At 32.0% G+C, this 25,194-nt stretch carries 22 protein-coding genes and 1 tRNA gene; 10 read left to right on the top strand and 13 right to left on the bottom strand.

Features of this window, described 5'->3' with window-relative positions:
* Positions 1–45: 45 nt before the first annotated feature.
* The 3 genes from pth to V6251_RS05065 form a co-directional block, all read right to left on the bottom strand.
* On the bottom strand, positions 46–681 hold the full coding sequence (gene pth / locus V6251_RS05055; protein ID WP_145005822.1) for an aminoacyl-tRNA hydrolase: 636 nt from the start codon (positions 679–681) through the stop codon (positions 46–48).
* A 77-nt stretch (positions 682–758) separates the two neighbouring features.
* Positions 759–1,394: a 50S ribosomal protein L25/general stress protein Ctc gene (locus tag V6251_RS05060; protein ID WP_341587294.1), complete on the bottom strand. Its 636-nt coding sequence runs from the start codon at positions 1,392–1,394 to the stop codon at positions 759–761.
* Positions 1,395–1,446: 52 nt separating this feature from the next.
* Positions 1,447–2,388, bottom strand: a complete 942-nt coding sequence (locus tag V6251_RS05065) for a ribose-phosphate pyrophosphokinase (RefSeq protein ID WP_145005828.1) — start codon at positions 2,386–2,388, stop codon at positions 1,447–1,449.
* 144 nt (positions 2,389–2,532) lie between these two features.
* Here V6251_RS05065 and V6251_RS05070 point away from each other — a divergent pair.
* A tRNA-Leu gene (locus tag V6251_RS05070) sits at positions 2,533–2,612 on the top strand.
* Positions 2,613–2,706: 94 nt separating this feature from the next.
* Here the strand turns inward: V6251_RS05070 and V6251_RS05075 are convergent.
* Both V6251_RS05075 and V6251_RS05080 read right to left on the bottom strand, forming a co-directional pair.
* Entirely contained in the window at positions 2,707–3,717 is a 1,011-nt protein-coding gene (locus V6251_RS05075) for a LacI family DNA-binding transcriptional regulator (RefSeq protein WP_341587295.1), read from the bottom strand.
* Positions 3,718–3,725: 8 nt separating this feature from the next.
* Entirely contained in the window at positions 3,726–4,697 is a 972-nt protein-coding gene (locus tag V6251_RS05080; protein ID WP_341587296.1) for a type I phosphomannose isomerase catalytic subunit, read from the bottom strand.
* A 158-nt stretch (positions 4,698–4,855) separates the two neighbouring features.
* Between V6251_RS05080 and V6251_RS05085 the strand changes: the two genes are divergently transcribed.
* From V6251_RS05085 to V6251_RS05095, 3 genes are all read left to right on the top strand, one after another.
* Positions 4,856–5,446, top strand: a complete 591-nt coding sequence (locus V6251_RS05085) for a HupE/UreJ family protein (protein WP_341587297.1) — start codon at positions 4,856–4,858, stop codon at positions 5,444–5,446.
* Positions 5,447–5,563: 117 nt separating this feature from the next.
* Entirely contained in the window at positions 5,564–5,995 is a 432-nt protein-coding gene (locus V6251_RS05090) for a deoxycytidylate deaminase (protein ID WP_028284186.1), read from the top strand.
* Entirely contained in the window at positions 5,995–7,587 is a 1,593-nt protein-coding gene (locus V6251_RS05095) for a S41 family peptidase (protein WP_341587298.1), read from the top strand. Before V6251_RS05090 ends, V6251_RS05095 begins: the two co-directional genes overlap by 1 nt.
* Here the strand turns inward: V6251_RS05095 and V6251_RS05100 are convergent.
* Genes V6251_RS05100 through V6251_RS05110 form a run of 3 tightly spaced genes read right to left on the bottom strand, consistent with a single transcriptional unit; the run spans position 7,584 to position 8,997 of the window.
* Entirely contained in the window at positions 7,584–8,189 is a 606-nt protein-coding gene (locus V6251_RS05100; protein WP_341587299.1) for an FAD-dependent oxidoreductase, read from the bottom strand. The two genes, V6251_RS05095 and V6251_RS05100, sit on opposite strands and share 4 nt — an antisense overlap.
* Entirely contained in the window at positions 8,189–8,386 is a 198-nt protein-coding gene (locus tag V6251_RS05105; RefSeq protein ID WP_145005845.1) for a hypothetical protein, read from the bottom strand. The genes V6251_RS05100 and V6251_RS05105 overlap by 1 nt, the downstream gene beginning before the upstream one ends.
* A gap of 29 nt (positions 8,387–8,415) precedes the next feature.
* Entirely contained in the window at positions 8,416–8,997 is a 582-nt protein-coding gene (locus tag V6251_RS05110; RefSeq protein ID WP_145005848.1) for a MarC family protein, read from the bottom strand.
* Positions 8,998–9,151: 154 nt separating this feature from the next.
* On the opposite strand from V6251_RS05110, the gene V6251_RS05115 reads away from it, so the two are divergent.
* The 5 genes from V6251_RS05115 to V6251_RS05135 all read left to right on the top strand — a co-directional run bounded on the left by V6251_RS05115 (position 9,152) and on the right by V6251_RS05135 (position 15,528).
* On the top strand, positions 9,152–9,721 hold the full coding sequence (locus V6251_RS05115) for a DUF3109 family protein (protein ID WP_145005851.1): 570 nt from the start codon (positions 9,152–9,154) through the stop codon (positions 9,719–9,721).
* 750 nt (positions 9,722–10,471) lie between these two features.
* The gene (locus tag V6251_RS05120; RefSeq protein WP_145005853.1) at positions 10,472–11,452 is read left to right on the top strand and encodes a ribonucleotide-diphosphate reductase subunit beta; all 981 of its coding nucleotides are present in this window, start codon (positions 10,472–10,474) and stop codon (positions 11,450–11,452) included.
* Positions 11,453–11,666: 214 nt separating this feature from the next.
* On the top strand, positions 11,667–14,147 hold the full coding sequence (locus V6251_RS05125; RefSeq protein WP_341587300.1) for a ribonucleoside-diphosphate reductase subunit alpha: 2,481 nt from the start codon (positions 11,667–11,669) through the stop codon (positions 14,145–14,147).
* Between the two features lie 128 nt (positions 14,148–14,275).
* Positions 14,276–14,782 carry a zinc ribbon domain-containing protein gene (locus tag V6251_RS05130; RefSeq protein WP_339808025.1) on the top strand — a complete coding sequence of 169 codons (507 nt, stop codon included), beginning with the start codon at positions 14,276–14,278 and terminating at the stop codon, positions 14,780–14,782.
* Positions 14,782–15,528 carry a CPBP family intramembrane glutamic endopeptidase gene (locus tag V6251_RS05135; protein ID WP_341587301.1) on the top strand — a complete coding sequence of 249 codons (747 nt, stop codon included), beginning with the start codon at positions 14,782–14,784 and terminating at the stop codon, positions 15,526–15,528. Before V6251_RS05130 ends, V6251_RS05135 begins: the two co-directional genes overlap by 1 nt.
* Positions 15,529–15,585: 57 nt before the next feature.
* On the opposite strand, the gene V6251_RS05140 is transcribed toward V6251_RS05135, so the two are convergent.
* The 3 genes from V6251_RS05140 to V6251_RS05150 all read right to left on the bottom strand — a co-directional run bounded on the left by V6251_RS05140 (position 15,586) and on the right by V6251_RS05150 (position 20,285).
* The gene (locus V6251_RS05140) at positions 15,586–16,440 is read right to left on the bottom strand and encodes an OmpA family protein (protein ID WP_341587302.1); all 855 of its coding nucleotides are present in this window, start codon (positions 16,438–16,440) and stop codon (positions 15,586–15,588) included.
* Between the two features lie 279 nt (positions 16,441–16,719).
* Positions 16,720–19,005: an inorganic phosphate transporter gene (locus V6251_RS05145; protein WP_341587303.1), complete on the bottom strand. Its 2,286-nt coding sequence runs from the start codon at positions 19,003–19,005 to the stop codon at positions 16,720–16,722.
* 77 nt (positions 19,006–19,082) lie between these two features.
* Positions 19,083–20,285 carry a porin gene (locus V6251_RS05150; protein WP_341587304.1) on the bottom strand — a complete coding sequence of 401 codons (1,203 nt, stop codon included), beginning with the start codon at positions 20,283–20,285 and terminating at the stop codon, positions 19,083–19,085.
* Between the two features lie 391 nt (positions 20,286–20,676).
* On the opposite strand from V6251_RS05150, the gene V6251_RS05155 reads away from it, so the two are divergent.
* Positions 20,677–21,036, top strand: coding sequence for a toxin-antitoxin system YwqK family antitoxin (locus tag V6251_RS05155; RefSeq protein WP_292943495.1), 360 nt, complete (start codon positions 20,677–20,679; stop codon positions 21,034–21,036).
* Between the two features lie 62 nt (positions 21,037–21,098).
* Here the strand turns inward: V6251_RS05155 and V6251_RS05160 are convergent, their stop codons facing one another.
* Positions 21,099–22,268, bottom strand: coding sequence for a multidrug transporter (locus V6251_RS05160; protein WP_341587305.1), 1,170 nt, complete (start codon positions 22,266–22,268; stop codon positions 21,099–21,101).
* 44 nt (positions 22,269–22,312) lie between these two features.
* Entirely contained in the window at positions 22,313–25,117 is a 2,805-nt protein-coding gene (locus V6251_RS05165; RefSeq protein WP_341587306.1) for a TonB-dependent receptor, read from the bottom strand.
* Positions 25,118–25,194 lie beyond the last annotated feature (77 nt).

Below are 25,194 nucleotides of genomic sequence, written 5' to 3' on the forward strand. Positions count from 1 at the left end.
CAAAATTTATAAATAAAAAAAAGGAAGCTATTTAGCTTCCTTTTTTTATTTTCCATTAAAATTATTCATTGTATTATTGATTCCAGCAGTACCAAAAGATTTTACTATTTCTGCACTTTTTTCATAGCGTTCTGGAAGTTTTTTGTTTTCATCATCTTCCCATTCGCCTAATACATAATCAACCTGTCTTCCTTTGCTAAAAGCATCGCTTATACCAAATCTAAAACGATTATATTTTGAGGTGTTTAATTTTTCTTGAATGTCTTTTAATCCATTATGTCCTCCATCACTACCTTTAGTTTTAATCCTGAGACTTCCAAACGGTAGGTTTAAGTCATCTGTAATAACAAGTAAATTATCTAAAGGAATTTTTTCTTTAGTTAACCAATATAATACAGACTTACCACTTAAATTCATATAGGTGCTTGGTTTTAGTAAAATAAATGTTCGGCCTTTATATCTAAAGGTTGCAACATCTCCTAATTTTTGAGTTTCAAATGTAATGTCCTCCTTTGTAGCTAAAAAGTCTAATATTTTAAAGCCTATATTATGGCGTGTATTCTCGTACTTTTCACCAATATTACCTAAGCCTACGATTAAAAATTTTTTCATGGGATCTAATTCTTCAATAAAATTTGAGGATTTATTGTTTGTAAACAGTTTAAAAATCCATTTAAGCATAATGTCTGTTTTTGTAAAAATAAAAAAAGCATCCTAAATTAAAAGGATGCTTTTTGGTATTTAATTTTAAAAGAAATTTAATCTTTTACTGCAGCTACATCATCTGTTTCAGTTGCTGGTACATCATCTGCATCTTCATCTTCATCTTCATCGTCTACAGTTACTGCAGCTCTAGAACGTCTTACTAAACACACAACAGTGTTGTCTGGGTGCATAAAAGTGTAAGCTTCGTTTTCTAACTTAGTAATGTATAATTTGTTACCGATTTTAAGATCTTCGATATTTGCATCGATAAAATCAGGTAAGTTTCCTGGTAAAGCTTTAACACGTAAACTACGTTTGTTTTTACGTAAAACACCACCATTTCTTACACCTCTTGGGTTACCAATAAAGTTAAGTGGGATATCCATTGTGATTTCTTTGTCTTCAAATACTTGGTAGAAATCTACGTGTAAAATATTATCTGTTACAGGGTGAAATTGAATGTCTTGTAAAATAGCATTAAAAACTGTTCCACCTTCTAATTCGATTACAACTGTGTGCGCATTTGGTGTGTATACCAATTTAGAGAATGCTAACTCAGTTGCTGAAAAATGAACTGGTTTGTCTCCTCCGTATAATACGCAAGGAACCTGACCAGCATTACGTAAGGCTTTTGTTGCTTTCTTGCCCACGCTTTCTCTTTGAGATCCGTTGATTGTAATTGACTTCATTTTATTATTTATGTTTAATTATTAAATACGTTGTTGATGTAGTTATACGTTACTACATTAAAAATTTTGAGCTAATTGATTTATTGTAATGTACATTTTGCATGACTTCGGCAAATAAATCAGCACAGCTTAAAACTTTTATTTTTTTACTTTCTTGCTTTAATGGGATAGAGTCTGTAACGATTAATTCTTCTAATTTAGAGTTCTCTATTCTTTCGTAAGCATTACCTGATAATATTGGATGTGTACAAATAGCTCTTACACTTAATGCACCACGTTCCATCATTAAATCTGCTGCTTTTGTAAGTGTACCAGCAGTATCTACCATGTCATCTACCAATACTACGTTTTTACCAGTAACATCTCCAATTAATTCCATGTGTGAAATTACATTAGCTTTAGCACGTTGCTTATAGCAAATAACCACATCACTTTGTAAAGCTTTTGAATAAGCATAAGCACGTTTTGATCCTCCCATATCTGGAGAAGCAATAGTTAAATTGTCTAGCTTTAAATCTTTTAAATAAGGTAAAAAGATGGTTGAAGCAAACAAATGATCTACAGGTTTTTCAAAAAATCCTTGTATTTGGTCAGCGTGCAAATCCATAGTAATAATTCTAGTAGCTCCTGCTGCTTCCAACATTTTTGCTACTAATTTAGCAGCAATAGGTACTCTAGGTTTATCTTTACGGTCTTGTCTTGCCCAACCAAAGTAAGGTAATACAGCTGTAATGTGTCTTGCAGACGCACGTTTTGCTGCATCAATCATTAACAACATTTCCATTAAGTTTTCGGAGCTTGGATTTGTTGATCCAATGATGAAAATACGAGTTCCTCTGATAGATTCTTCGTATGATGGTTGAAACTCGCCATCACTATAAGTTGATGTTATTACTTTGCCTAAATCTGATCCGTAAGCATGAGCGATTTTCTCTGCTAACGCTTTACTTTGCGTAATGGAAAATATTTTAGCTTCTGGCTTTGTGTTTGGCATTGTTAATCTGTTGTTTGGTAGGTTTTTAGGCTACATGATTTTTAATGAGGTGCAAATTTAGTATAATTTTTGAGCTTTAAAAGATATTAGACGCTATTTTTAAGGGATATTTCTAAAATATATTTATTTTTGTCATCTCAAATTGCTCAAGTGGCGGAATTGGTAGACGCGTCGGATTCAAAATCCGATTCTTCGGAGTGTGGGTTCGATTCCCACCTTGAGTACATTTAAAGCCTTTATAATACTAAAATATAGTTTTATAAAGGCTTTTTTATTGGTTGTAATTAGCTAGTTGTTAGCCTGTTGTCTTGTTTGATCTTATTTTGAAGAGTCTCTAAATACAATATCAGTTTCTATAGTTTCAATGGTTGTATTTGTTATTTTCTTTTCTAGTTTATTGATTAAAAGTGTGGCTGCTCTTTCGCCAATAATCTCTCCATGTTGACTTATTGTACTTAATCTAGGATTGGAGTGTCTTGCTAAAATTCCGTTAGAAAACGCTAAAACAGATAATTCTGTTGGTATTTTAATGCCTTTTTCATGGGCTATTTTCATTGCAGCAATTGCTACGGACTCGTCAGAAGCAATAAGAGCATCAAAAGTATGGTCAAATAATGGTTTTACGACAGCTTCATGTTTTTTGTAATATATTTCATGAGTTGTTATTATAATGTCGTCGTCTTTTTCTAAATTATTATTTTTTAAACCAGCTAAATAGCCTTCATATCTTAGTTTTCCTATACTTAAGTCCATATTTGCGCCAGCAAAAGCTATTTTTTTACAGCCTTTATTTTTTAAGTAATTTACAGCGTTTACAGATGCCATAAAGTCGTTAGTGATTACTTTGTCACAATCTATGTCTTCAACAACGCGATCAAACATGACTAAAGGAATTTCTTTAGCAATACAAGATTTAAAATGATCAAAAGATGCTTCGGTTTCCGTTTCTTCAGCTACAGATAAGATAAAACCATCTACAACACCTGTGGATAACATTTCTATCGTTTCAATTTCTTTGTTAAGCGAGTCATTGGATATACAAGTAATTATTTTGTAACCTTTTTTTGTAGCTGTTTTTTCTATTCCTTTTAATACTTGCGCAAAGTAATAGTTAAGCATGTTTGGAATGATAATCCCAATGGTTTTAGTGCGTTGATTTTTTAAGCTTAAGGCGTTAAAGTTTGGTGTGTAATTTTTTTCTTTAGCGTAAGCTTTTATGTCTTCTGAAGTAGATTTACTAATCTCTGGGCTATCATTTAAAGCTTTTGAAACTGTCGAAATTGAAACACTAAAATGATTAGCTATATCTTTTAAAGTAATTTTTTTCATAGTAATTGTTATAAATAAACTTCTAGTAACTCACAAGATGTTGAAGATAAAGAAATGTTTTTAATACTAGCAGGAAGTAATACTGTTTCACCTTTTTTTAATGTAAAAACATCCTTTTTCCACTCAATTTCTACGTTTCCTTCAACACATATATATATTACAAACGAATCTATATTGTTGTAATCTTTATTTAGTGTACCATCAATTTTAATAAAATTGCTTTTAAAATAGGCCGAATGAACTAAATCATTAGATTGGTTAGTCGTTTTGTTATAGTTTGTTTTATAGCTCTCTTGTACTGAAAAATCTATAACGTCCTTTGCAAGTTGTGTATGTAATTCTCTTTTTTTACCAGTAGTGCTATCTGTTCTATCATAATCGTAAATCCTATATGTGATATCAGAGGTCTGTTGTATTTCGGCTAACAACACACCTGCACCAATTGCATGTACACGACCAGTTGGGACATAAAAAGTATCTCCTTTACTTACAATCTCATGATTCATTACGTCTAATATCTTACCATCCTTTAAATATTGTTCATATTGTTCTGGAGATAATTTTTCTTTAAATCCAATGATTAATTCAGCCTCTTTTTCGGCTTGCATAACATACCACATTTCGTTTTTTCCAAAAGAATTGTGTCGTGATTTAGCGACTTCGTTACTTGGATGAACTTGTATTGATAAGGGCGTTTTTGCATCAATAAATTTAATTAACAAAGGGAAGTTGTTTCCAAATGTAGTATAAACGGTTTCGCCTAAAAAATCGCCTTTATATCTTTGGATTAATTGTTTTAATGTTAACCCTTGAAGTGGACCTTCTAGTACAATCGTTTCGTCATTATTAACGTCGGATACTTCCCAAGACTCACCTATCATGTTTTTGGAATAGTTTTTACCAAGCTCAGTTTTTAGTTTTTCGCCTCCCCAAATTCTGTATTTATAAAGCGGTTGAAATTTTAAAGGATATAATTCCATAGGTATAAAAGGTGGTATTTTGAGGTCAAATTTACCAAACTATCGCTATATTTTATAGTTTTTTACTAAACTCTTTTTTTTAATCTGTATCGTGCTTATAATTTGGCTAGCGTTTTTGTTTTTATGTATATTTACCACAACCCTAAAACCTAATTTATATGTTCCAAGAATTTTGGATAAATGTACAGTATGGTATTAACCATGTATTAGATATCAACGCTTATGACCATGTTTTATTTTTAATTGTTTTGGCAGTGCCATATCTTTTTAAAGATTGGAAACGCGTATTGTGGCTAGTTACAATGTTTACTGTTGGTCACACTATCTCTTTGATTTTGGCTAGTTACGGAAAAGTAAAAATAGATGTTAATTTAATTGAGTTTTTGATTCCTGTTACTATATTAATTGTAGCTGTTTACAATGTCTTTACAGCAGGTAAGATAGCTAAAAGTCAAAAAATTGGACTTTTGTTTGTGTCTACCTTGTTTTTTGGTTTAGTACATGGTTTTGGTTTTGCTAGAGAGTTTAGGATGAGTTTAGATCAAGGCGATAATAAGTTGTTGCGACTTGTAGAGTTTGCATTAGGTATAGAGATTGCTCAAATTATAATTGTTTTTGTAGTCTTGTTTTTAAGTTACATTTTTCAAACTGTATTTAGATTTTCTAAGCGTGATTGGGTTATGGTAATCTCTGCAATTGTTGTTGGATTAGTAATTCCGATGTTGTTAAACAGTCCGTTTTTAGGTTAATTATCATTAAAATTTTCATAAACTTCATATTTAAAATTGTGATTAAAATATGAAGCGAGTATCTTCGTTTATATATAAGCGCATCATTTTATGCGTTATAATTTCTATTACCTAATTATGTCAGACCTAAAACAACTCAAATACGATAAAGCTTATTTAAGAATAGCTACAGAATGGGGTAAGTTATCCTATTGCAAGCGTAAACAAGTAGGAGCTGTTATAGTTAAAGATAGAATGATTATTTCAGATGGTTATAATGGTACACCAAGTGGGTTTGAAAATTTTTGTGAGGACGAAGAGGGTTACACAAAGTGGTATGTTTTACATGCAGAGGCTAATGCAATTTTAAAAGTAGCGTCTTCTACACAATCTTGTAAAGGTGCAACGTTGTACATTACAATGTCACCATGTAAAGATTGTAGTAAGCTAATACATCAAGCTGGCATAATACGTGTAGTATATAATCAAGGATATAAAGATAATTCAGGCTTAAAATTTTTAGAAAAAGCTGGAATAGACATCCAATTAATCGAACAATTAGAAGACTAATGTCCAAATCCAAAACATATTTTCCTTTAATTATAGGTGTTGCAATTGCAGCAGGAATCTTTATTGGTGGAAAATTAAATTTTGGTGATTCATCAGACAGATTATTTACATCTAATAGTAAAAAGGATAAACTTAATAGGTTAATAGATTATATTGATTATGAGTATGTTGAAGATGTAAATACCGATAGTATTGTAGACGTTACCGTTAATGGAATTTTGGGAAATTTAGATCCTCATTCAGTTTATATTCCAAAAGAAAATATGCAAAAAGTTGCCGAAAACATGAAAGGTAATTTTGTAGGTATTGGTATTAATTTTTACACATTTAAAGATACTATAACAGTCATTAAAACTATTGAAAATGGTCCAAGCGCAAGAGTAGGGATCGTTGGAGGAGATAGGATTATATCTGCAAATGGCGAGTCGCTTTTAGGTGGTGGCTATGATAATGATACTTTGATTGATAAGCTAAAAGGTGAACGCTACACACAGTTGCTTTTAGAGGTTTTTAGAAAAGGAGAGCCTAAGCTGTTAACTTTTAATGTGACTAGAGATGAAGTGTCAATTAAAAGCGTAGATGCAGCATACATGCTAACAGATAAGTTGGGTTATATTAAAATTAACCGATTTGCAGAAAGTACTTTTACAGAATTTAAAAAAGCATTACTAAATTTAAAGAAGCAAGGAGCAACCAGTTTAGCTTTAGATTTAAGAGGTAATCCAGGTGGTTTTTTAGAAGTAGCTGTAAATATTGTTGACGAATTTTTAGAAGATGATAAGCTAATAGTTTATACTAAAAATAAAAAAGGAAAAGAAGATAGGAGCTATGCAACTAAACGAGGTGACTTTGAAAAAGGACAGGTTTATGTAATGATAGATGAAAGCTCTGCTTCTGCCTCAGAGATTATTGCAGGTGCTTTGCAGGATAATGATAAAGGGACTATTGTAGGTAGACGTTCTTATGGTAAAGGATTGGTGCAACGCGAAATGAAATTAGGAGACGGAAGTGCGGTAAGACTAACAGTGTCTAAATATTATACACCAACTGGTCGATCTATACAACGATCTTACGACAATGGTAACCGAGATTATTATGACGATTATTCTGATCGCCTAAACAGTGGAGAGCTTTTAGACGAAAGTAAAATTGAAGTAGCAGACTCCTTGAAGTATACAACACCAAAAGGAAACATTGTTTATGGTGGAGGAGGAATAATACCTGATGTTTTTGTTCCGTATGACACTAAAATGCTAAACGAAACCTTGACTTTTTTAGAAAAAAGAGGATTATTAAATAATTTTATTTTTGAAGAGCTAGAAAAAGAACGTGACGTTTATAAAAACATGTCTAGGCAAGACTTTTTTAATAACTTTAAAATTACGGACGAAGTTGTAAAGTCTTTCGAAGATTTTTTAAAAATAAAAACACGCTCTAACATCGTATTTGTAGCTTATAAGGAAGAGGTTAAACATTATTTAAAAGCCACTCTAGCAGAACAGTTATATGGTTTTGGTGCTTACTTTAAAATATTAAACAAGCATGATATAATGATTGATAAAGTTATTGACTTATCTAATAGTGCAAATTAAATTTTATCGTGCACCTTAGTATGTTTGCCATTATTCCATAAAGTTAAAATATCGGTTCCTACATGTGCTCCACTTCCGGAAGCAATAGCAAACTGACTTCTCCAACCAGCCAAAGTTCCAGCAACATAAAGGTTGTGTTTTATTAAATGGTCTGTGTTTTCTAGCCAAATCCTATCTTTTTCAATCGCAGCTTTTGGATGAGGTTTAACGTAGTTTTCTAATCCAGATATGGTTAATAAATTAGTGTAGCCAACAGCAATAACAACGCGTTTTGTTGTGTAAGTTTTTTTGTTTGTAACAATGCTATAGCCAGATTCTGTTTCAATAACTTGTTCTGCTTTTTCCTTGCCAATCAGTATAACTTCAGGATATAATTGCGATAATTGTAATAAACCTTCTTCAAGTAAGTCCTTTCCTAAAGTGCCTGGTTTAAGTCCTAAAACATTATTAAACAATGCATTTTGTAAATGCGAATTTTTTTGATGCGTAATTAATGCAACTTTTTTTCCTTCAGCAAAAGGTTTTTTAAGTCCAGAACCTAAAATTAATGCGCAAGATAATCCTGCAGCTCCAGCACCAATTATTATAGTATCAAAATCCATTAGCTTTTGCTTTTAACTTCTATTTTTTTAGAAATACGTAAAATATGTACTAAGCAAATAGCGCATAATGAGGCTAGTATGGTGATTATTGCAACAATGCTTTTTCCTTCAAATAATGCAGAAAAATTAAGGTTTGTAGCATTATATATTATTAAAACAACAGATATTATAGTTGTGATGTATGTAAATAGTTTCATTAAAATAAATTTTTATAAAAATACAACAATTAGGTTAAAAGTACTTTGATATTGTCGGTAAACAGTTTGACAGCAATTGCTAATAAGATGACTCCAAAAACTTTTCTAATAATGCTAATTCCGTTTTGACCAATAAGGCGCTCAATGCGTTTAGATGTTTTTAAAACAATGTAAATTACAATTACGTTTAAGATTACTGCTATTATAATATTTTTAATATCATACTCAGCACGTAAAGACAGTAATGTAGTTAAACTACCTGGTCCAGCAATTAGTGGGAAAGCTAACGGAAATACAGATGCAGTTAAAGGGTTAGTGTCTTCTTCTTTGTATAGGGTTATTCCTAAAATCATTTCTAAAGCAATAAAAAATAATATAAATGATCCTGCTACAGCAAATGAGCTAACATTAATACCAATAAGATTTAATATGCTTTTTCCTAAAAACAAAAATGAGATTAATATAATTCCAGCTATAATTGACGCTTTTTCACTTTGTATATGACCAACTTTTTTACGCAAATCAATAATTATTGGAATGTTACCTACAATATCAATTACAGCAAAAAGCACCATAAATACAGTAAATATTTCTTTAAAATTTATTGGCATAACGTATAATTTTAATTATTTAATTTTTTTGCAAAAGTAGTCTTAATTCATTGAATTTTAGTGCTAAACAATGAATAAGTTTCTAGTTTTAAAATTATAGCGCTTACTTTATTTAGATGCTTTATATTTGTAAAAAAATAAGCTAAGTTATTTTATGTTTCAATTAGGTAAAACTATAGTGTCTGAGGCTATAATAGAAAAGGATTTTATGTGTAATCTTTCTGCATGTAAAGGCGCATGTTGTATTGATGGAGATGCTGGTGCACCTTTGTCTAAAGATGAAGCTCAAATATTAAAAGACATTTACCCAAAAGTAAAACCGTATTTGCGTAAAGAAGGTATTGCTGCAATTGAAGCTCAGGGAACGTCTATTGTTACCGATTTTGGAGATATAGAAACCCCTTTAATTAATGGTGCAGATTGTGCTTATGTTATTTTTGATAAGAAAAAAACTGCGCTTTGTGGTATTGAGGAAGCCTATAATCAAGGCGATGTAGATTGGAAAAAACCAGTCTCTTGTCATTTGTATCCAATAAGAGTTAAGGATTATACTGAGTTTTCTGCTGTTAACTATGATAAATGGGATATTTGTGATGATGCCTGCACCTTAGGTAAAGAATTGCAAGTACCAGTTTATAAATTTGTTAAAGAAGCACTTATTAGAAAATTTGGAGAGGATTGGTATACAGAACTTGAAAAAGTTGCCGAAAAAATGTCTAAATAATTCGGCTCTCCCAATAGCTTTAAATAAACTATAAAAATCATACTTTAATTCTCTTAAAGAAAAGTAAAAAAAGCTTTACTATTTAAGACTAAAATCTCATCTCTTTTTATTTTAATTTAAAAAGAAAAAGTGAGATAATTTTGTAATGCTCTATTCAAATAAAAACAATTTTTTTTAACATTATTTATATCAAATTTTGATACTAATTGACGTTTGTTATAAAATACGTTTTGAGTGCTTTTAGTAGCAACGTTTTTGTGGTGCTAATTGTAATAATTTACAAAGTAATAATAATCACAGTTTCATTTTTTTTATGCCATGTACGTATTTTATTTTTAATAATGCAAACAAAACAAATCTTTTAGGTTTAGTTGTATGTCGCTGATAAATAAGATGCTACAAAAGTATTTTTTGTTAAAGGTTACATAGTGACTAGAGTGTTAGTCAGTTAGAAGTGTAGTATGTATTTTAAATTTGATGTAAAAAAAATGACCATTAAATTACAACTTATTTTTGTTTGTTTATGTGTTTTAAGCGTTTAATTTCAATGTTAAAAAAATATTAAAATGTTAAAAAATCCGAAACATCAACAACAGCCACTTGTAGACCTACATTTCAACAATCGATGTTAAAAACTTTGAAAACATTTAGCTTAAACAAGCTTTTTAAATCATAGATTATTTCCAATCTTTGTTAGTCCCAAGTCAAAGCAAATAATCGCATATTATAATCACAGAAAAACATAGTACAATGTCGCAAGAAGTAGAGCCAATTTTAGCAGAAAATAAAGATAGATTCGTAATTTTTCCTATCCAACACCATGATTTATGGGAGTGGTATAAAAAATCTATGGCTAGTATTTGGACAGCAGAAGAGATTGATTTACACCAAGACATTTCAGATTGGAAAGAAAAATTAAATGACGACGAGCGTTACTTTATCAAACATGTTTTAGCATTTTTTGCAGCTAGCGATGGTATTGTTAACGAAAATTTAGCTGAAAACTTTGTAAACGAAGTACAGTATAGTGAGGCAAAATTCTTTTATGGTTTCCAAATTATGATGGAAAACATACATAGTGAAACGTATTCATTATTAATTGATACTTATGTTAAAGATGAAACTGAAAAAAATGGCTTATTTAATGCTATTGAAACGTTTCCGGCTATTAAGAAAAAAGCAGATTGGGCATTAAAATGGATAGAATCTCCTAGCTTTGCTGAACGTTTAATTGCGTTTGCAGCAGTAGAAGGGATTTTCTTCTCAGGTTCATTTTGTGCTATATTTTGGTTGAAAAAACGTGGTATTATGCCAGGTTTAACGTTTTCTAACGAGTTGATTTCTCGTGACGAAGGAATGCACTGTGATTTTGCAGTACACCTTCATGAAAACCACTTAGTCAATAAAGTGCCAAAAGAACGTATTAAAGAAATTATAGTAGATGCCTTAAACATTGAAAGAGAATTTATAACAGAATCTCTACCAGTAAGTTTAATTGGTATGAATGCTAATTTAATGACTCAGTATCTTGAGTTTGTAACCGATAGTTTATTAGATGACTTAGGTTGCGATAAGGTATATAATACCGCTAATCCATTTGACTTTATGGAAATGATATCACTACAAGGTAAAACTAACTTTTTTGAAAAAAGAGTTGGTGATTACCAAAAGGCTGGTGTTATGAACAAAGAAGTTGATGAGGATAAATACAATATGGATTTCGACTTTTAATACCGAAATCTAATCGTAGATAATTTTTATTGGATTATTTAGTTGTTATAGCATTGCATGCAACGCTTAACAAACTTTTTATACCCAACCCAAAAAAAATAATTAATACTTAAATAACTAACCTATTGAAAAACAGGTTGGTCTATATTTAGGTCAAGAAGTTAACCCCTTTTCTGAAAGGCAAATCAGAAAAGAATAATAAACAGTGTAAAGTATGTATGTAATTAAAAGAGACGGAAGAAAAGAGCAAATAATGTTCGATAAAATAACTGCTAGAGTGCGTAAATTGTGCTATGGTTTAAACGAACTTGTAGATCCATTAAAAGTTGCTATGCGTGTAATCGAAGGATTATATGACGGAGTTACTACTAGTGAACTAGATAATCTAGCTGCAGAGGTATCTGCAACAATGACAACATCTCATCCAGATTATGCACGTTTAGCTGCTCGTATATCAGTATCTAACTTACACAAAAACACTAAAAAGACATTTAGTGAAGTCATGCATGATTTATACATGTACGTAAACCCAAGAACAGGTAAAGAAGCTCCTTTATTGTCAGATGAGGTGTATAACGTGATCATGGAGAATAAAGATAAATTAGACTCGACTATTATATATAATCGTGATTTTAGTTATGATTATTTTGGGTTTAAAACTTTAGAGCGTTCATATTTATTAAAACTAAATGGGAAAATTGCCGAAAGACCACAGCATATGTTAATGCGTGTTTCTATAGGTATCCATTTAAACGATTTAGAAGCAGCTATCGAAACATACGAGCTGATGTCTAAAAAATATTTTACACACGCCACACCAACACTTTTTAATTCTGGTACGCCAAAACCACAAATGTCTTCATGCTTTTTATTAGCTATGCAAGACGATAGTATAGATGGTATTTACGACACATTAAAGCAAACCGCTAAAATATCACAATCTGCAGGAGGTATTGGATTGTCAATCCATAATGTACGTGCTACAGGTAGTTATATTGCAGGTACAAATGGTACTAGTAATGGTATTGTGCCAATGTTAAAGGTATTTAATGATACTGCACGTTACGTGGATCAAGGTGGTGGAAAGCGTAAAGGTAGTTTTGCAATGTATATAGAGCCTTGGCATGCAGACATCTTTAGTTTTTTAGATTTAAAGAAAAATACAGGAGCAGAAGAGTTACGTGCGCGTGATTTATTTTACGCCATGTGGATGCCAGATTTATTTATGGCACGTGTCCAAGATAATGCAGAGTGGACATTAATGTGTCCAAACGAATGTCCAGGATTATCTGATGTGCATAGCGAAGAGTTTGAAGCACTATATACTAAGTATGAAGCAGAAGGTAAAGGACGTAAGTCTATAAAAGCACGTGAGCTTTGGGAGAAAATTTTAGAATCTCAAATCGAAACAGGTACTCCTTATATGTTGTATAAAGATGCAGCAAACCGTAAGTCAAACCAGAAAAATTTAGGGACTATTAAGTCGTCTAACTTATGTACAGAGATTATGGAGTATACTTCTAAGGATGAAGTTGCTGTTTGTAATCTAGCGTCTATAGCGTTACCAATGTTTATTAAAAACGGAGAGTTTGACCATAAAGAGTTATTCCGTATTACTAAGCGTGTTACTAAAAACTTAAATAAAGTAATTGATCGTAATTACTATCCTGTTAAAGAAGCAGAAAATTCCAACTTCCGTCATAGACCAGTTGGTTTAGGTGTGCAAGGATTGGCAGATGCGTTTATTAAATTGCGTATGCCTTTTACTAGTGATGCAGCAAAAGCACTAAACCAAGATATTTTTGAAACCCTTTACTATGCTGCTTTAACAGCAAGTATGGAAGAAGCAAAAGTAGATGGACCATACCAAACCTATGAAGGATCACCAATTAGTCAAGGACAATTCCAACACAATTTATGGAATATCCAAGAGGACACTTTAAGTGGACGTTGGGATTGGGATAAGTTAAGAAGCGATGTTAAAAAACATGGTGTGCGTAACTCATTATTAGTAGCACCAATGCCAACAGCATCTACAAGTCAAATATTAGGTAATAACGAATGTTTTGAACCTTACACCTCTAATATTTACACACGTCGTGTATTATCAGGAGAGTTTATTGTAGTAAATAAGCATTTACTTGAAGATTTAGTAGACTTAGGATTATGGGATGATAATCTTAAAAACGAAATCATGAGAGCTAACGGTTCTGTTCAAAATGTAGATATTATTCCTCAGGACATAAAGGATTTATATAAAACCGTTTGGGAGTTAAGCATGAAAGACATTATTGATATGTCTAGACAACGTGGTTATTTTATTGATCAATCACAATCGCTTAACTTGTTTTTAGAAGGTGCAACTATGGCTAAACTAACATCTATGCATTTTTACGCATGGAAAAGCGGTTTAAAAACAGGAATGTACTACTTAAGATCTAAGAGTGCAGTAGACGCTAAAAAAATGACGGTTACAAAAATAAAGAAGGCAGAACCAGTAGAAGTAAAAGCTACGGTTGAGGTTGCAGAAAATGATGGTGTAGCTCAAAAACAACAAAAAGCAGCTAATACAGCAGCTAAGTTTGCAAATACATCTAGTGCAGAAGCAGAACCAATGACACCAGAAGAAATGAAAGCTTTAATTGCTCAAGCTAAAGATGCTGAAGGTGATGATTGCTTAATGTGTGGTTCTTAAATAAAAAAGCAGGTATATAAACTTGCTAGTATTAAGTGTTATGATAAAAAAAGCATCCACATTCGGATGCTTTTTTTTGTTCAAAAACTACAATAAATACTATATTACTAAACCAAAGTAAAGTGTTAATGGAGATACCGCAAAGTATAATATTACAATCAGAATGTAAACATTGTGAAACACCAGCAAAGGAAGAAGCTTCTTTTTGTTCTGAATGTGGATATCCAATAAAGGGTAGCGATCAGGATATTGCAAAGTTTTATGCTAAACGCGTAATGGATAAGCGTAAAACGGACAATGCTTACGAGAAAATAAAATCGGCTAGAAAAACCTTATTTATAATTGCAGGTATTATTACTGTATTTGGTTTTTTTATCTATTATAAAACTGAAGATATAGTGCCTTTAAGCATTAACTTGGTTGTTAGTATTGTTTACGTCGTTTTGGGTTTTTGGTCTAAACAACGACCTTTAATAGCTTTGATTTTAGGATTATTGTTATATCTAACTTTAATAATAATTACAGCTATTGCAGATCCTTTAACATTAGTAGCAGGAATAATCTGGAAAATATTAATCATTGGATATCTAGCCAAAGGGATTTACTCGGCATCCTCAATTAATAAAGCTGCGTAATGTCTATTTTCTGTAAAAATTGTAATTATATTTTTGAAACAGAAGTTAAATTTTGTTCGCAATGCGGACAGTCTGTTGTAAAAAATGTGTCTACTAATAAGCTTAAAAAGGTGTCTACCATTATTGGTTTTTATATAGCAATGTTGGTTTATATGTTGTTAGTTTATTACATAGATATCACGTTTCCTAATAATTTAGAGGCCGAAATTATTACAGTCCTAGGCTTTGCGTGCATTGTGATTGGTTTTGCGTCGTTTGATTTGCAACCCGTTTTACAATTATACCACTACAAAGATTTAAAACTTAAGCATCTTGCTTTTGCGATTGTTACACCAATATTAACAAGCACTTTTGTTTACTTTTTTATTGGGTTTATTAATAATTTTGTTGCGGATGGCGCATCTGTAAACTATTTTCAAGAGTATTTGTACTTGGATTATCCTTTATTTTGGGCAACACTATTTATTGCGTTAATGCCAGCAGTTATAGAGGAGTTGGCTTTTAGAGGCGTCTTGTTTAATGCCTTAAAAGAGGTAACAAGTACAAAGCTTACTATAATAGCGACAGCGTTTTTATTTGCGGTAATTCACTTTTCAATATTTTCTTTTTTGTGGATTTTTCCTTTTGGATTATTGTTAGGGTTTTTAAGAAGTCGCTATAATACACTTTGGTTAGGCATGATTATTCACTTTATCCATAATTTTATAATCTTAATGATTGATTATTACAATTTTTATAACTTTTAGACACAAAAAAAAGCATCCAAAATTGAATGCTTTTTTTAAAATATATGTGATGTCTAACTAGTTTTGTTGTGCCATTAAAGCAAAAAACTTATCAATGTTAGGCAGTATTAAAATTCGCGTACGTCTGTTTCTAGAACGTCCTTCGCTAGTGTCGTTATCTGTAACTGGTTTATAGCTGCTTCTACCAGATGCAATTAATTTTTCTGGTGCCACACCAAAGTCTTTTTGTAGTTTTCTAACTACAGAAGTGGCACGTAATACACTTAAATCCCAGTTGTCAGCTACTTTATCTGTACTGATTGTTCTAGAGTCTGTGTGACCTTCAATCATAACATCTAAGCTTGGCTCAGAGTTTATAACGTCAGCTAATTTTTTTAATATTTTGTCTGCTTTTTTGCTAATTCTGTAGCTTCCGCTATTAAATAGCATTTTATCAGAAATAGATATCATAACTACAGTTTCCTCGATGCTAATCGCGATATCATCACTTTCATCTAAATCTGTAGTGTCAACAAAACGTTTTAAGTTTAATGATAAAGCCATGTTCATTGAGTCTTCCAATGTCGTAACATATTTCATTACTTCTGGACTAACACGACTTAAAGTTTCGCGCATACCAACTTTAGCTTTTTCTGAAATAACAGCTTTGTTTCCAACTGCGTCAAATTTAGTCTGATTTTCTTCAGTTAAAACACCTACTTCATCAGTCAGATTATTGATTTTAGAATTATAATCATTTACTCTAGCTTCAATTTTTGCAAATTTAGCTTCTAATTCTTCTTTTTCAACCTGAGTCTTTTGTAGCTCGCTAGTTATTTGTCCTTTTTCTTGTTCTAATGCGACAAATTTCTTTTTAGAAACGCATGATGACAATATTACTAAAGCGAATAAGGCTATTGATGTTTTTTTCATAAATACATTAATTTTTTAGTTATTCTATTTACGAATGCTAAGCTGTTTTGGATGTTTTAATCTTGGGTTTATTGAAAACGATGTGTGCTTTCAGTTTAATTTTTAGACTGTAAACGCCTGTTTATTATGGTTTTAATTAGGTCAGGCTAAGTCTTTGTTTTTTAAATTTTGAATACCATAAAGTAGTATGGACTGTATTTAAAGTATTAGTTATTGATGTATAGGCATAAAAAAAGCTACCTGGTTAAGGGTAGCTTTTTAATATAAATGGTATTTAATTTATTCCTCTTCTAAAGTAGCAGGAGTTACAGACGCATCATGAGCGTTATGGTACTCTTCTAAAAGATTCATAGTAGCACTAAGTAAATCTTTAGTTTCTGATAATAAATTAAAATATAAGGTTGTATTTTTTGGACTAGACTCTTCAGTTCTTGTACGCTCTACTTGCTTAATAATTTTAGAGGAAACAAGTTCCATTATTTCATTCTTTCTTCCTAAAATATCTCCTATTTGTTCAAATGAGCGTGAGTTAAATGCGTTTTGTGTATTATTGAAAAACAAATCAAAACGTGCATCAATTTCTTTAAGCTCTTTTATTTGACTGAATTTTAATTTTTTATGATTGTTGTTTACGTGTTTATGACTCATTTTAGTGATGTAGTCTAACGACTGCGTCATGTCTTGTAAATAACCTAAAATATTGATGTAAAAGTTACTTGCGTTTAAGCTAGATTCATCTAAGTTTTTAATAAAATAAAAGATATTGTCTCTAAGCGCATCTACTTCTGTAGACAGTTTAATAACTTGTTTTTTATTCTTTTTAAGTAATGCGCTATCCTGTTTAGCTAAACCATTAATAGCATTAGTGTAAATTTTGTTTCCTCTTTTTACAACGTTAGCAATGTTTTTAGCACTTTCGTGAATTACACCTTGTACAGAGCTGCTTTCTGAGTCTGTTAAGCTATCCTCTGGAGCAGTTTTGTTAGACGTCTCTTTGTGTGATAAATAATTTCTAACTAGTAAAATAGCAGTTAATAATAATAATATTGGTGTCATCACTTTAGGATTCCACTTTATTAAAAACACGACTGTACCTGCAGCAAAAAAGGCTCCAATAGCAGTTCCAAACCAACCACCAATTACATTTAATACACCAGCAACTCTATATACAGCACTTTCGCGTCCCCAAGCACGATCCGCAAAGGATGTACCCATTGCTACCATAAACGTTACGTAAGTTGTAGATAAAGGCAGTTTCATAGATGTTGCAATTGCAATTAATACACCAGCCACCATAAGGTTAACAGAAGCTCTAATCATATCAAAAGCTGGTAAATCTTTACTTTGCGTTTTAGTTAAAGCTTTAGCAGCAGGCTTTTGAAAGCTTTTGTCAATTTTTGCTTGCGTTGATTTTGGTACAATAGCACTAAAGTAATCAGATAAAGCTGAGGTTCCTTTTACAATACCTCTAGATAACATGTTAGGTTCAAACTTTTCATGCGTATCACCTTGGCTAGATAAGTTAATTTCAGTTTCGGCTACTGTTTTAGCTTTTTTAGAAAACCATAACGTTAATACCATAATAGCTCCAGAAATAAACAACAATAAAGGCTCGGCTGGTACTTTTTTCTCTAAAATTGCCATAGAGAAATCTGCTGGTAATGTTCCTGAAGTAGCAAAGGCTGTTTGCATAGCTTCAAACGAGTGGTAAGCTGCCATAGGTACACCAATAAAGTTTACCAAGTCATTTCCTGAAAAGGCTAATGCTAATCCAAATGTACCAACTGCTATTACTATAATAAGAACACTTTTTTTAGTTAATTTTTGAAAAATATAAGAAAATAAAGTCCAGAAAATAACGCTTCCTATTAGTATGTATAATTCGTTCCCTTCTACAACACTATTAATACTTTTGTAAAAAGGAGTCCCTTTAAGACCTTTTAAAAAGATAAAGTAAGTTATTGAAGCTAACGATATACCACCAAAAATAGCTCCAAAATATTTAGATTTTTTTTCGTATTGAAAAGTAAAAATTAATCGCGATACCCATTGTACTAATGAGCCAACAGTAAATGCTATAAAGACAGACATTACAATTCCTGTAATAATTTCGACAGCTTTTTTAGTGTTAATATAGTTTCCTAAATCAGCAAATGTTTGCGTGTCTGAAGCACTAATTTTAATTAATGACATTACAACTGCTGCACCAAGTAGGTTAAATACAATCGATACAGTAGTGGATGTTGGTAAACCTAATGTATTAAAAAAGTCAAGTAGTAAAATATCAGTAATCATTACTGCCATAAATATATACATGATCTCCTCAAAGCTAAACATAGCAGGTACAAAAATACCTTTACGTGCTACTTCCATCATTCCGCTAGAAAATACAGCACCAATAAAGATACCTAAACTAGCAACTATCATGATCGTTCGCATAGAAATAGCTTTGGAGCCTATAGCTGAGTTTAGGAAGTTGATGGCGTCATTACTAACACCTACAACAATATCAACGATTGCTAATACTGTTATGGCAATCAACATAAATAAATAAATATTATCCATAGTTTTTAATTAAAATAAGTTTGCAAATATCTTTACTGTTTTCGAGTGCAATGTTATGACAATGTTATGTTTTATTGTTAAAAATGAAGGTCAAATCCAAGTCTAAAGGTAATGTTATCTTCGTTACCGCTTACAGTTGTGTAACTTAAATCTGTTTGTACTTTTAGTTTGTGTCCAACAATGTATCTAGATCCTCCTAAAGTGTACTGATCTGTCGGTAAGTTTCCGGTTACAGCATCATAAGTTACTGTGGTGTATCTAGCTGCAATTTCATAATTACTTTTAAATAAATAGCCTGCTTGTAAATTTAGGGCTTTACCTGTTAAAACAATATCTCCAGTTGGTGTTGTACCATCTGTGTCAATTGCTATAGGTTGATCGGCCTCTCTATTAGCATATTCTCCCATAAATGAAAATCCTTTGTATTTAAACATAGCATCTGCAAAAATAGTAGATATGTTGGTTTCATACAATGTACCATCACTTTTAAACAGGTAGTCGCCTAAACCGCTTCGTTCGCGTACAGCGTTTTCGTTAAAATTATAAGTGAACCCTAACATTAATTTAGGCTTAGATTCTCTTTTTAAATCTGCTTGTATATAGTCTCCTTTAGATTGAAACTTACCAAAAGGTAAAAACTCTAAACGACCTGTATATTGTAGACCACCTTCGTTACCTTCGGAGACATTACGACCTTCGCCTTGAGAAATAGCTAATTTTTGACGCATTAAAAAATCACCTCCTAAGTTTGATATGTGACGTAATTGTAGTCCTAAGTCACGATCAATATTAAAACGACTGTTTAATAAAGAACGATCAATTAATTGCAGATTTGCGGATGACACAACACGCTCTACATTACCTGGTAATTTTGTTTGTCCAGCCCAAAGCTCCCAATTATCAGCAAATTGCCACATAATTACAGCATCTAAAATATATCTAGGTGTATTACGATTAAATTGGTTTGCACCAGAAATATCTCTGTTAGATAAACCTAATTCTATTTTGTATTTTAATTTTGGACTGTAGGCAAAACCATCAAACTTTAAACGTGCACGTCGCACAATAAAGTTGTGTTCTGGACTAGTATATTGCGACCCATCATGATCCCAAGAGGATATAGATCTAACCTGAAAGCGAGGTGCAAATTTTATACTAAAAGAACTGTCCTTTGCTGTAAAATTAATTAGTCCTTTACCAAAGGACGTATCACTAATTTCTTGAGCACGCACAGTTAAGATTACGCACAAGAATAGTGCAATAGATAAAATAAGTTTCATTACAAGGTATTAGTTTTTGTCGCTGCAAAGAAATAACTCTAATGTTAACTTAATGTTTCCTAAGTATTAACCTTATAAAATTAATAAAAAAAAGACTGCTTTGGCCAAAAGCAGTCTCATTAGAAATCATAATAATGTAGTCGACAAAAACTAATAGATTATATGAAATACTAATTGTGTTGTCTTAAGACATCAACAAATATCAACACACAAAGTGATTTTAATGTAACCCTAATATTATGTAATTATTAAGGATTATTATGTTAATTTAATTTGTTTAACGATTGTTTTTCAGTGTTTTATAATTCCAATGTTAATTTAATGTTACGTAAATGTTGCATAAATGTTATGAATTGTATATCTTTGAAGTATAATGTTAAAACCCATAATTATGAAGAAATCAATTTTAGTTTCAATTGCTTTTTTATTTACTGTGGTTTCTTTTGCTCAAGACAAAAGGGATTTAAAACTTAATAAAAACACTAACTTAATAGAAGTTGTTTATTATCACGACAATGGAGTTGTAAGCCAAACAGGAGCTTATACGACAGATGGTAAGTTGCAAGGTGAGTGGTTAAGTTTTGATACAGCAGGCAAGAAACAAGTTTCAGCAAGTTATGATAATGGTAAAAAAGTCGGCAAGTGGTTTTATTGGAATGATACCACTCTTAAAGAAGTAGATTATAGTAATAACAAAATTGCTAATGTTAGCGAGTGGGAAGTAAAAAATCCAGTAGCTACTAGTAATTAAGTTATTATATCAAAAAAAAAGCCTTGCATTTGCAAGGCTTTTTTTTTGATATATATTTTGGTTTAATTGATTGTCCAACCAGCTCCCCAAGTTGTGTAATCTGTTCCAGTTGCAGAACCTTCTGCAGTGAAAAAGTCAGCATCTGTAAAAGTTACAGTAGTATCATTTTTAACTTTAGTTAAAACGTCAACAAAAGTTACTCCTGTTACCTGAAGATCGTCACTTACAACTCCGTTTCCTGTGTCAGCATCATCTAAATCAAAACCTTCAGCATATCCAGTAATCATTATGTTATTAAATATACCTTGTGTACCAGCTCTTAATCTAACTGCTTCTGATGAGTTAGCTGAACCCTCTCCGATAATAGAAACATTGTTTACAGTTGGCTTAGAAAATATTCCTGTAGCATTACTAAAGTCCGTATTGTAGCCATCAGCTTCTATTGCTTTATCGTCTGATGCTCTATTAGAGATGTAAACATTATTTAATGTTCCAGAAAAACCTTCAGTCCAGTCTACAGAGTCGTCTTCTGCATTGATTACAGAGATGTAGCTTGCATTAACTGTTCCTCCAAAAAATTCGATTCCATCATCTTTTCCTGCAAAAGCCTGGATGTAGTTTACAGAAGTTCCGTTACCTACGCCATAAAAAGAGAATCCGTTATTTTCAGATTGTCCATCTGCCGCACCACCAGAATACTCAACACGTACATAGCTTAAAGAACCAGAATTGTCATTTGCAATATTTCCACCGTAAGGTAAACTTGCAATCTCTGAAGTTGCAGTGTTGGTTCCAGTAACCGAGTTGATAGGTGCTTTTCCTAGTAAGATTAATCCTCCCCAATCTCCAGCAGCAGGACTTGTAGCATCAGATGTAAAAACTATAGGGCAATCTGCAGTACCATTAGCTATGATTTGTGCACCCTGAGATATTGCAATATATACATCTGCTCCAGATGATAATGCTTTAATAGTCATACATGGTGGAATAGTTAAAGTAGTTCCACTTGCCATAATTAAAGATCCATTTAACTTGTAAGTGTTGTTAGCATCTAGCGTTAAATCTTCTGTATAAGTTCCAGATAAGAAAATAGTTGAAGGGTCCGTTGAACCTCCTCCAGACGTATTATTCGTTACACTATTGTCGTTAATTACAATATCAGATGTGTCATCAGTTGAGCAAGAGAATACTGTTGCTGCTAATGCTAAGCCTAAAATTATTTGTTTTTTCATTGTTTTTAGTTTTTTAGTTGTACTATGTTTTTGTGTTATGTTTATTAAAATTTATATTTAAGTTGAAGTCCTATATTCATACCTCTTTTGTAATCTGTAACACCTTTTCCGTTTGCAGATACTACTAATACATCGCCTTGGTTTTGGTCTTCTCTAACGTATTGAATAGTTGGGTCTAAAAGGTTTTTAGCGCTTAAGTTGATTTCAAAATTATCATTGATTGTGTTTTTCCAGATAAAGTCTAATGTTGGTACGCTTTTTTCTACAATGTTTCCTAAATCACCAGAACCCAATGCGTCGATACGGTCAGAGAAGTATGAAAAGACTAAGTTGGCAACAGGCTTGTAGTTTTTAAATGTTGGAGAATAGCTGATGTCTGCATTTAGGATAAATGGTGAAGCACCTTGTAATTCATCTTCGGTTTTATTGAAAGCTAAATCAAAAGTACCATCTATGTTTTGGTATAAATCCTGTTTAGTTTTCATGTAAGTGGCATTTACTCCAAAAGATAAATTGGTGTTTTGATCTGCGTCCACTAATAAATCTTTTCTTAATTCAACTTCAACACCATAAACAGTTGCTTGATCTCCTGTTCTTACATAACGTTGTGTTCCTGTAGCGTCACCTACTACCACTAGGTTGATTGGGTTGTCAATTTGCTTTGTAAATGCACCTATTGAAAAGATTTCACTTTTACTAAAAAACCACTCATATTTTAAATCAATATTTAATACTTCAGAGTAACCAAGTGCATCTGGATTACCACCTATACGAGTTGATACGTCTTCGTAAACAAAAGGAGCTATTTCTTTAAACTCTGGTGTAGATACTGTTTTACTTGCAGATAATCTTAGGTTTTGATCATCCGTTAGGCTGTATTTAATGTTTAAACTTGGCAAAATAAATGTTTCTTCAGATACTTTAGAGTCTACACCATTGTTTCCTAAGTTGATCACGTTGTAATCAATACTTTGTTCAAAATTTTCTAATCTTACGCCTGGTACAAACAACCATTTTTCTCCTGCTTTAATTTGGGCATCTACATATCCAGCATAAATATTAAGCTTTCCATTGTAAGTGTTTTCAAAAAGTCCAGGTCTGTTAGTATTAGAAAGTGTTGGGTAAGGTTTTAGTACTTTAATTTCGTATAAACCGTTTGACGATTCAGTAAGATTTAAGTTGTCAAGATTAAAAACTGAATCAAAGTTGTTTACATCTGTTATTTGGTAGCCATTATCAACTATATCGTAACCATATCTAACATTATTAAATTGTCTTGTTTTGTTACGACCATTGTATCCAAAGTTAAATTTAAGATTGTCATTAATTTCGTAAGCTAAATTGATGCGACCATTGTATTCGTCATCTTCAATTTTTTGAAAGTAACGTTGGTTGTCAAATACTACATTGCTGTAAAAAGTAGGGTTAGTTGTTGGGTCATTATCTAAAGCATAGTCGTAGTTTTCTACACTAAAACGCTTACGGTCTGGTTGATCTGAAAACACTTTGTTGTATCCAAATCCCCAATCTAAATCAAAATTACCCGATTTGTGATTTCCTATTAATTGATTGACAAACATTTTAGTTTGGTCAAATTGTATGTTTTGTTGGTAAAACCCTTTATCTGTGTTTAGAATGGCATCTCTGCTTCTTCCATTACCATCTGTTCCATAATATCCAACCTCGTCAGAAGAGCTATTAATAAATACAGAATTAAAACTTAGGTTATTATCAGAGTTTATTTTGTAATTAATATTAGCCATAGCTGTTGAGGTTGTAGAATACTCATATTCTTCAGCAGCTTCAAATGCTTTTTTCTCCACTGTAGAAAAATCTACTGACCTACCCTGTCTGTATTCGTAGTTGTTTTCAAATCCACCAGTTACAAAAAAGCTTAATCTAGAACCGTTTTCAAAATTAAAAGAGCTACCACCTGATGCACCATAAGCCACATTTATTGGTGTGTCTACAGCTACAGGATCTACACCATGAGATAATATAATTGCAAATGGATTATGCTCATTTCTACCATAAAAACCAAAGTAACCTGTACCTTCACTACGTACAAAGTTTTTGTCAATAGCATTAGTGTTAAAGCCACTACCTGTAAAAGCAGTTGCAAAGCTACCACCTTTATGTTCTTTAGAAGTGATATCTACATTTCCAGCAGCAAAGTCTCCGTAAAATTGAGAAGCATAAGCTTTACTAATCGACACGTTTTGAATAACGTCTGATGAAAATAGATTTAAATCAATATTTTTTTTGTTAACATCATTAGATGGTAATGATAATCCATTCATGGTTGTGTTAAGGTATCTGTCTCCAAGACCTCTTACATATACGTTGCTTGATCCTTCTTGCTTAGATACACCAGATATTTTGGCAACAGCACCAGCAGCATCACTAACTCCTTTTCTTGATAATTCTTCTGCACCAATACTCTGTTTGATTTCGACCGCTTTTTTCTGGTCTAACAGCAATGCAGTTTCGCTTTCACGCTTGGTAGTAACCGTTTCTAAAATTACTTCGTCTAAAGACGCAGCACTTGCTCCCATTGCAATATCAATTGTTGTTGTTTTTCCAGCTTCCACTGTAGCAGCAATGGTTTGTGTTTGGTAACCAACAAAACTAAATTCTATATTATAAGCACCTGGCTTAAGGTCGGTAAATTGATATTGACCATTATCATCAGATGTTGTACCAATAGTAGTGCCTTTAATTAAGATGTTGGCAAATGCTAGCGGTTCGTCGTTAAATTCTTTATCAGTTAAAGTTCCTGATATCGAACCATTTTGAGAATAAGTTGCGATGCTAAATAAAGCAAAAAGTAAGTATGTTAAATTTTTCATTTTGACTATTAAAATTCTTGGTGCAAAGAAACCTTGATGTTGTAAAGTCAAGGTTAACTACAGATTAATAGTTAGTC

The organism is Olleya sp. Ti.3.14 (assembly GCF_038154885.1).
GTDB lineage: Bacteria > Bacteroidota > Bacteroidia > Flavobacteriales > Flavobacteriaceae > Olleya.

Excerpts from the sequence above, each read along its gene's own strand:
- V6251_RS05075 (WP_341587295.1), bottom strand. The coding sequence starts at position 3,717 with ATGAAAAAAATTACTTTAAAAGATATAGCTAATCATTTTAGTGTTTCA.
- V6251_RS05150 (WP_341587304.1), bottom strand. The coding sequence starts at position 20,285 with ATGAAACTTATTTTATCTATTGCACTATTCTTGTGCGTAATCTTAACT.
- V6251_RS05065 (WP_145005828.1), bottom strand. The coding sequence starts at position 2,388 with ATGCCAAACACAAAGCCAGAAGCTAAAATATTTTCCATTACGCAAAGT.
- V6251_RS05125 (WP_341587300.1), top strand. The coding sequence starts at position 11,667 with ATGTATGTAATTAAAAGAGACGGAAGAAAAGAGCAAATAATGTTCGAT.
- V6251_RS05080 (WP_341587296.1), bottom strand. The coding sequence starts at position 4,697 with ATGGAATTATATCCTTTAAAATTTCAACCGCTTTATAAATACAGAATT.
- V6251_RS05085 (WP_341587297.1), top strand. The coding sequence starts at position 4,856 with ATGTTCCAAGAATTTTGGATAAATGTACAGTATGGTATTAACCATGTA.
- V6251_RS05135 (WP_341587301.1), top strand. The coding sequence starts at position 14,782 with ATGTCTATTTTCTGTAAAAATTGTAATTATATTTTTGAAACAGAAGTT.
- V6251_RS05090 (WP_028284186.1), top strand. The coding sequence starts at position 5,564 with ATGTCAGACCTAAAACAACTCAAATACGATAAAGCTTATTTAAGAATA.
- V6251_RS05120 (WP_145005853.1), top strand. The coding sequence starts at position 10,472 with ATGTCGCAAGAAGTAGAGCCAATTTTAGCAGAAAATAAAGATAGATTC.
- V6251_RS05155 (WP_292943495.1), top strand. The coding sequence starts at position 20,677 with ATGAAGAAATCAATTTTAGTTTCAATTGCTTTTTTATTTACTGTGGTT.
- V6251_RS05165 (WP_341587306.1), bottom strand. The coding sequence starts at position 25,117 with ATGAAAAATTTAACATACTTACTTTTTGCTTTATTTAGCATCGCAACT.
- V6251_RS05100 (WP_341587299.1), bottom strand. The coding sequence starts at position 8,189 with ATGGATTTTGATACTATAATAATTGGTGCTGGAGCTGCAGGATTATCT.
- V6251_RS05110 (WP_145005848.1), bottom strand. The coding sequence starts at position 8,997 with ATGCCAATAAATTTTAAAGAAATATTTACTGTATTTATGGTGCTTTTT.
- V6251_RS05140 (WP_341587302.1), bottom strand. The coding sequence starts at position 16,440 with ATGAAAAAAACATCAATAGCCTTATTCGCTTTAGTAATATTGTCATCA.
- V6251_RS05095 (WP_341587298.1), top strand. The coding sequence starts at position 5,995 with ATGTCCAAATCCAAAACATATTTTCCTTTAATTATAGGTGTTGCAATT.
- V6251_RS05060 (WP_341587294.1), bottom strand. The coding sequence starts at position 1,394 with ATGAAGTCAATTACAATCAACGGATCTCAAAGAGAAAGCGTGGGCAAG.
- V6251_RS05160 (WP_341587305.1), bottom strand. The coding sequence starts at position 22,268 with ATGAAAAAACAAATAATTTTAGGCTTAGCATTAGCAGCAACAGTATTC.
- pth (WP_145005822.1), bottom strand. The coding sequence starts at position 681 with ATGCTTAAATGGATTTTTAAACTGTTTACAAACAATAAATCCTCAAAT.
- V6251_RS05105 (WP_145005845.1), bottom strand. The coding sequence starts at position 8,386 with ATGAAACTATTTACATACATCACAACTATAATATCTGTTGTTTTAATA.
- V6251_RS05130 (WP_339808025.1), top strand. The coding sequence starts at position 14,276 with ATGGAGATACCGCAAAGTATAATATTACAATCAGAATGTAAACATTGT.
- V6251_RS05115 (WP_145005851.1), top strand. The coding sequence starts at position 9,152 with ATGTTTCAATTAGGTAAAACTATAGTGTCTGAGGCTATAATAGAAAAG.
- V6251_RS05145 (WP_341587303.1), bottom strand. The coding sequence starts at position 19,005 with ATGGATAATATTTATTTATTTATGTTGATTGCCATAACAGTATTAGCA.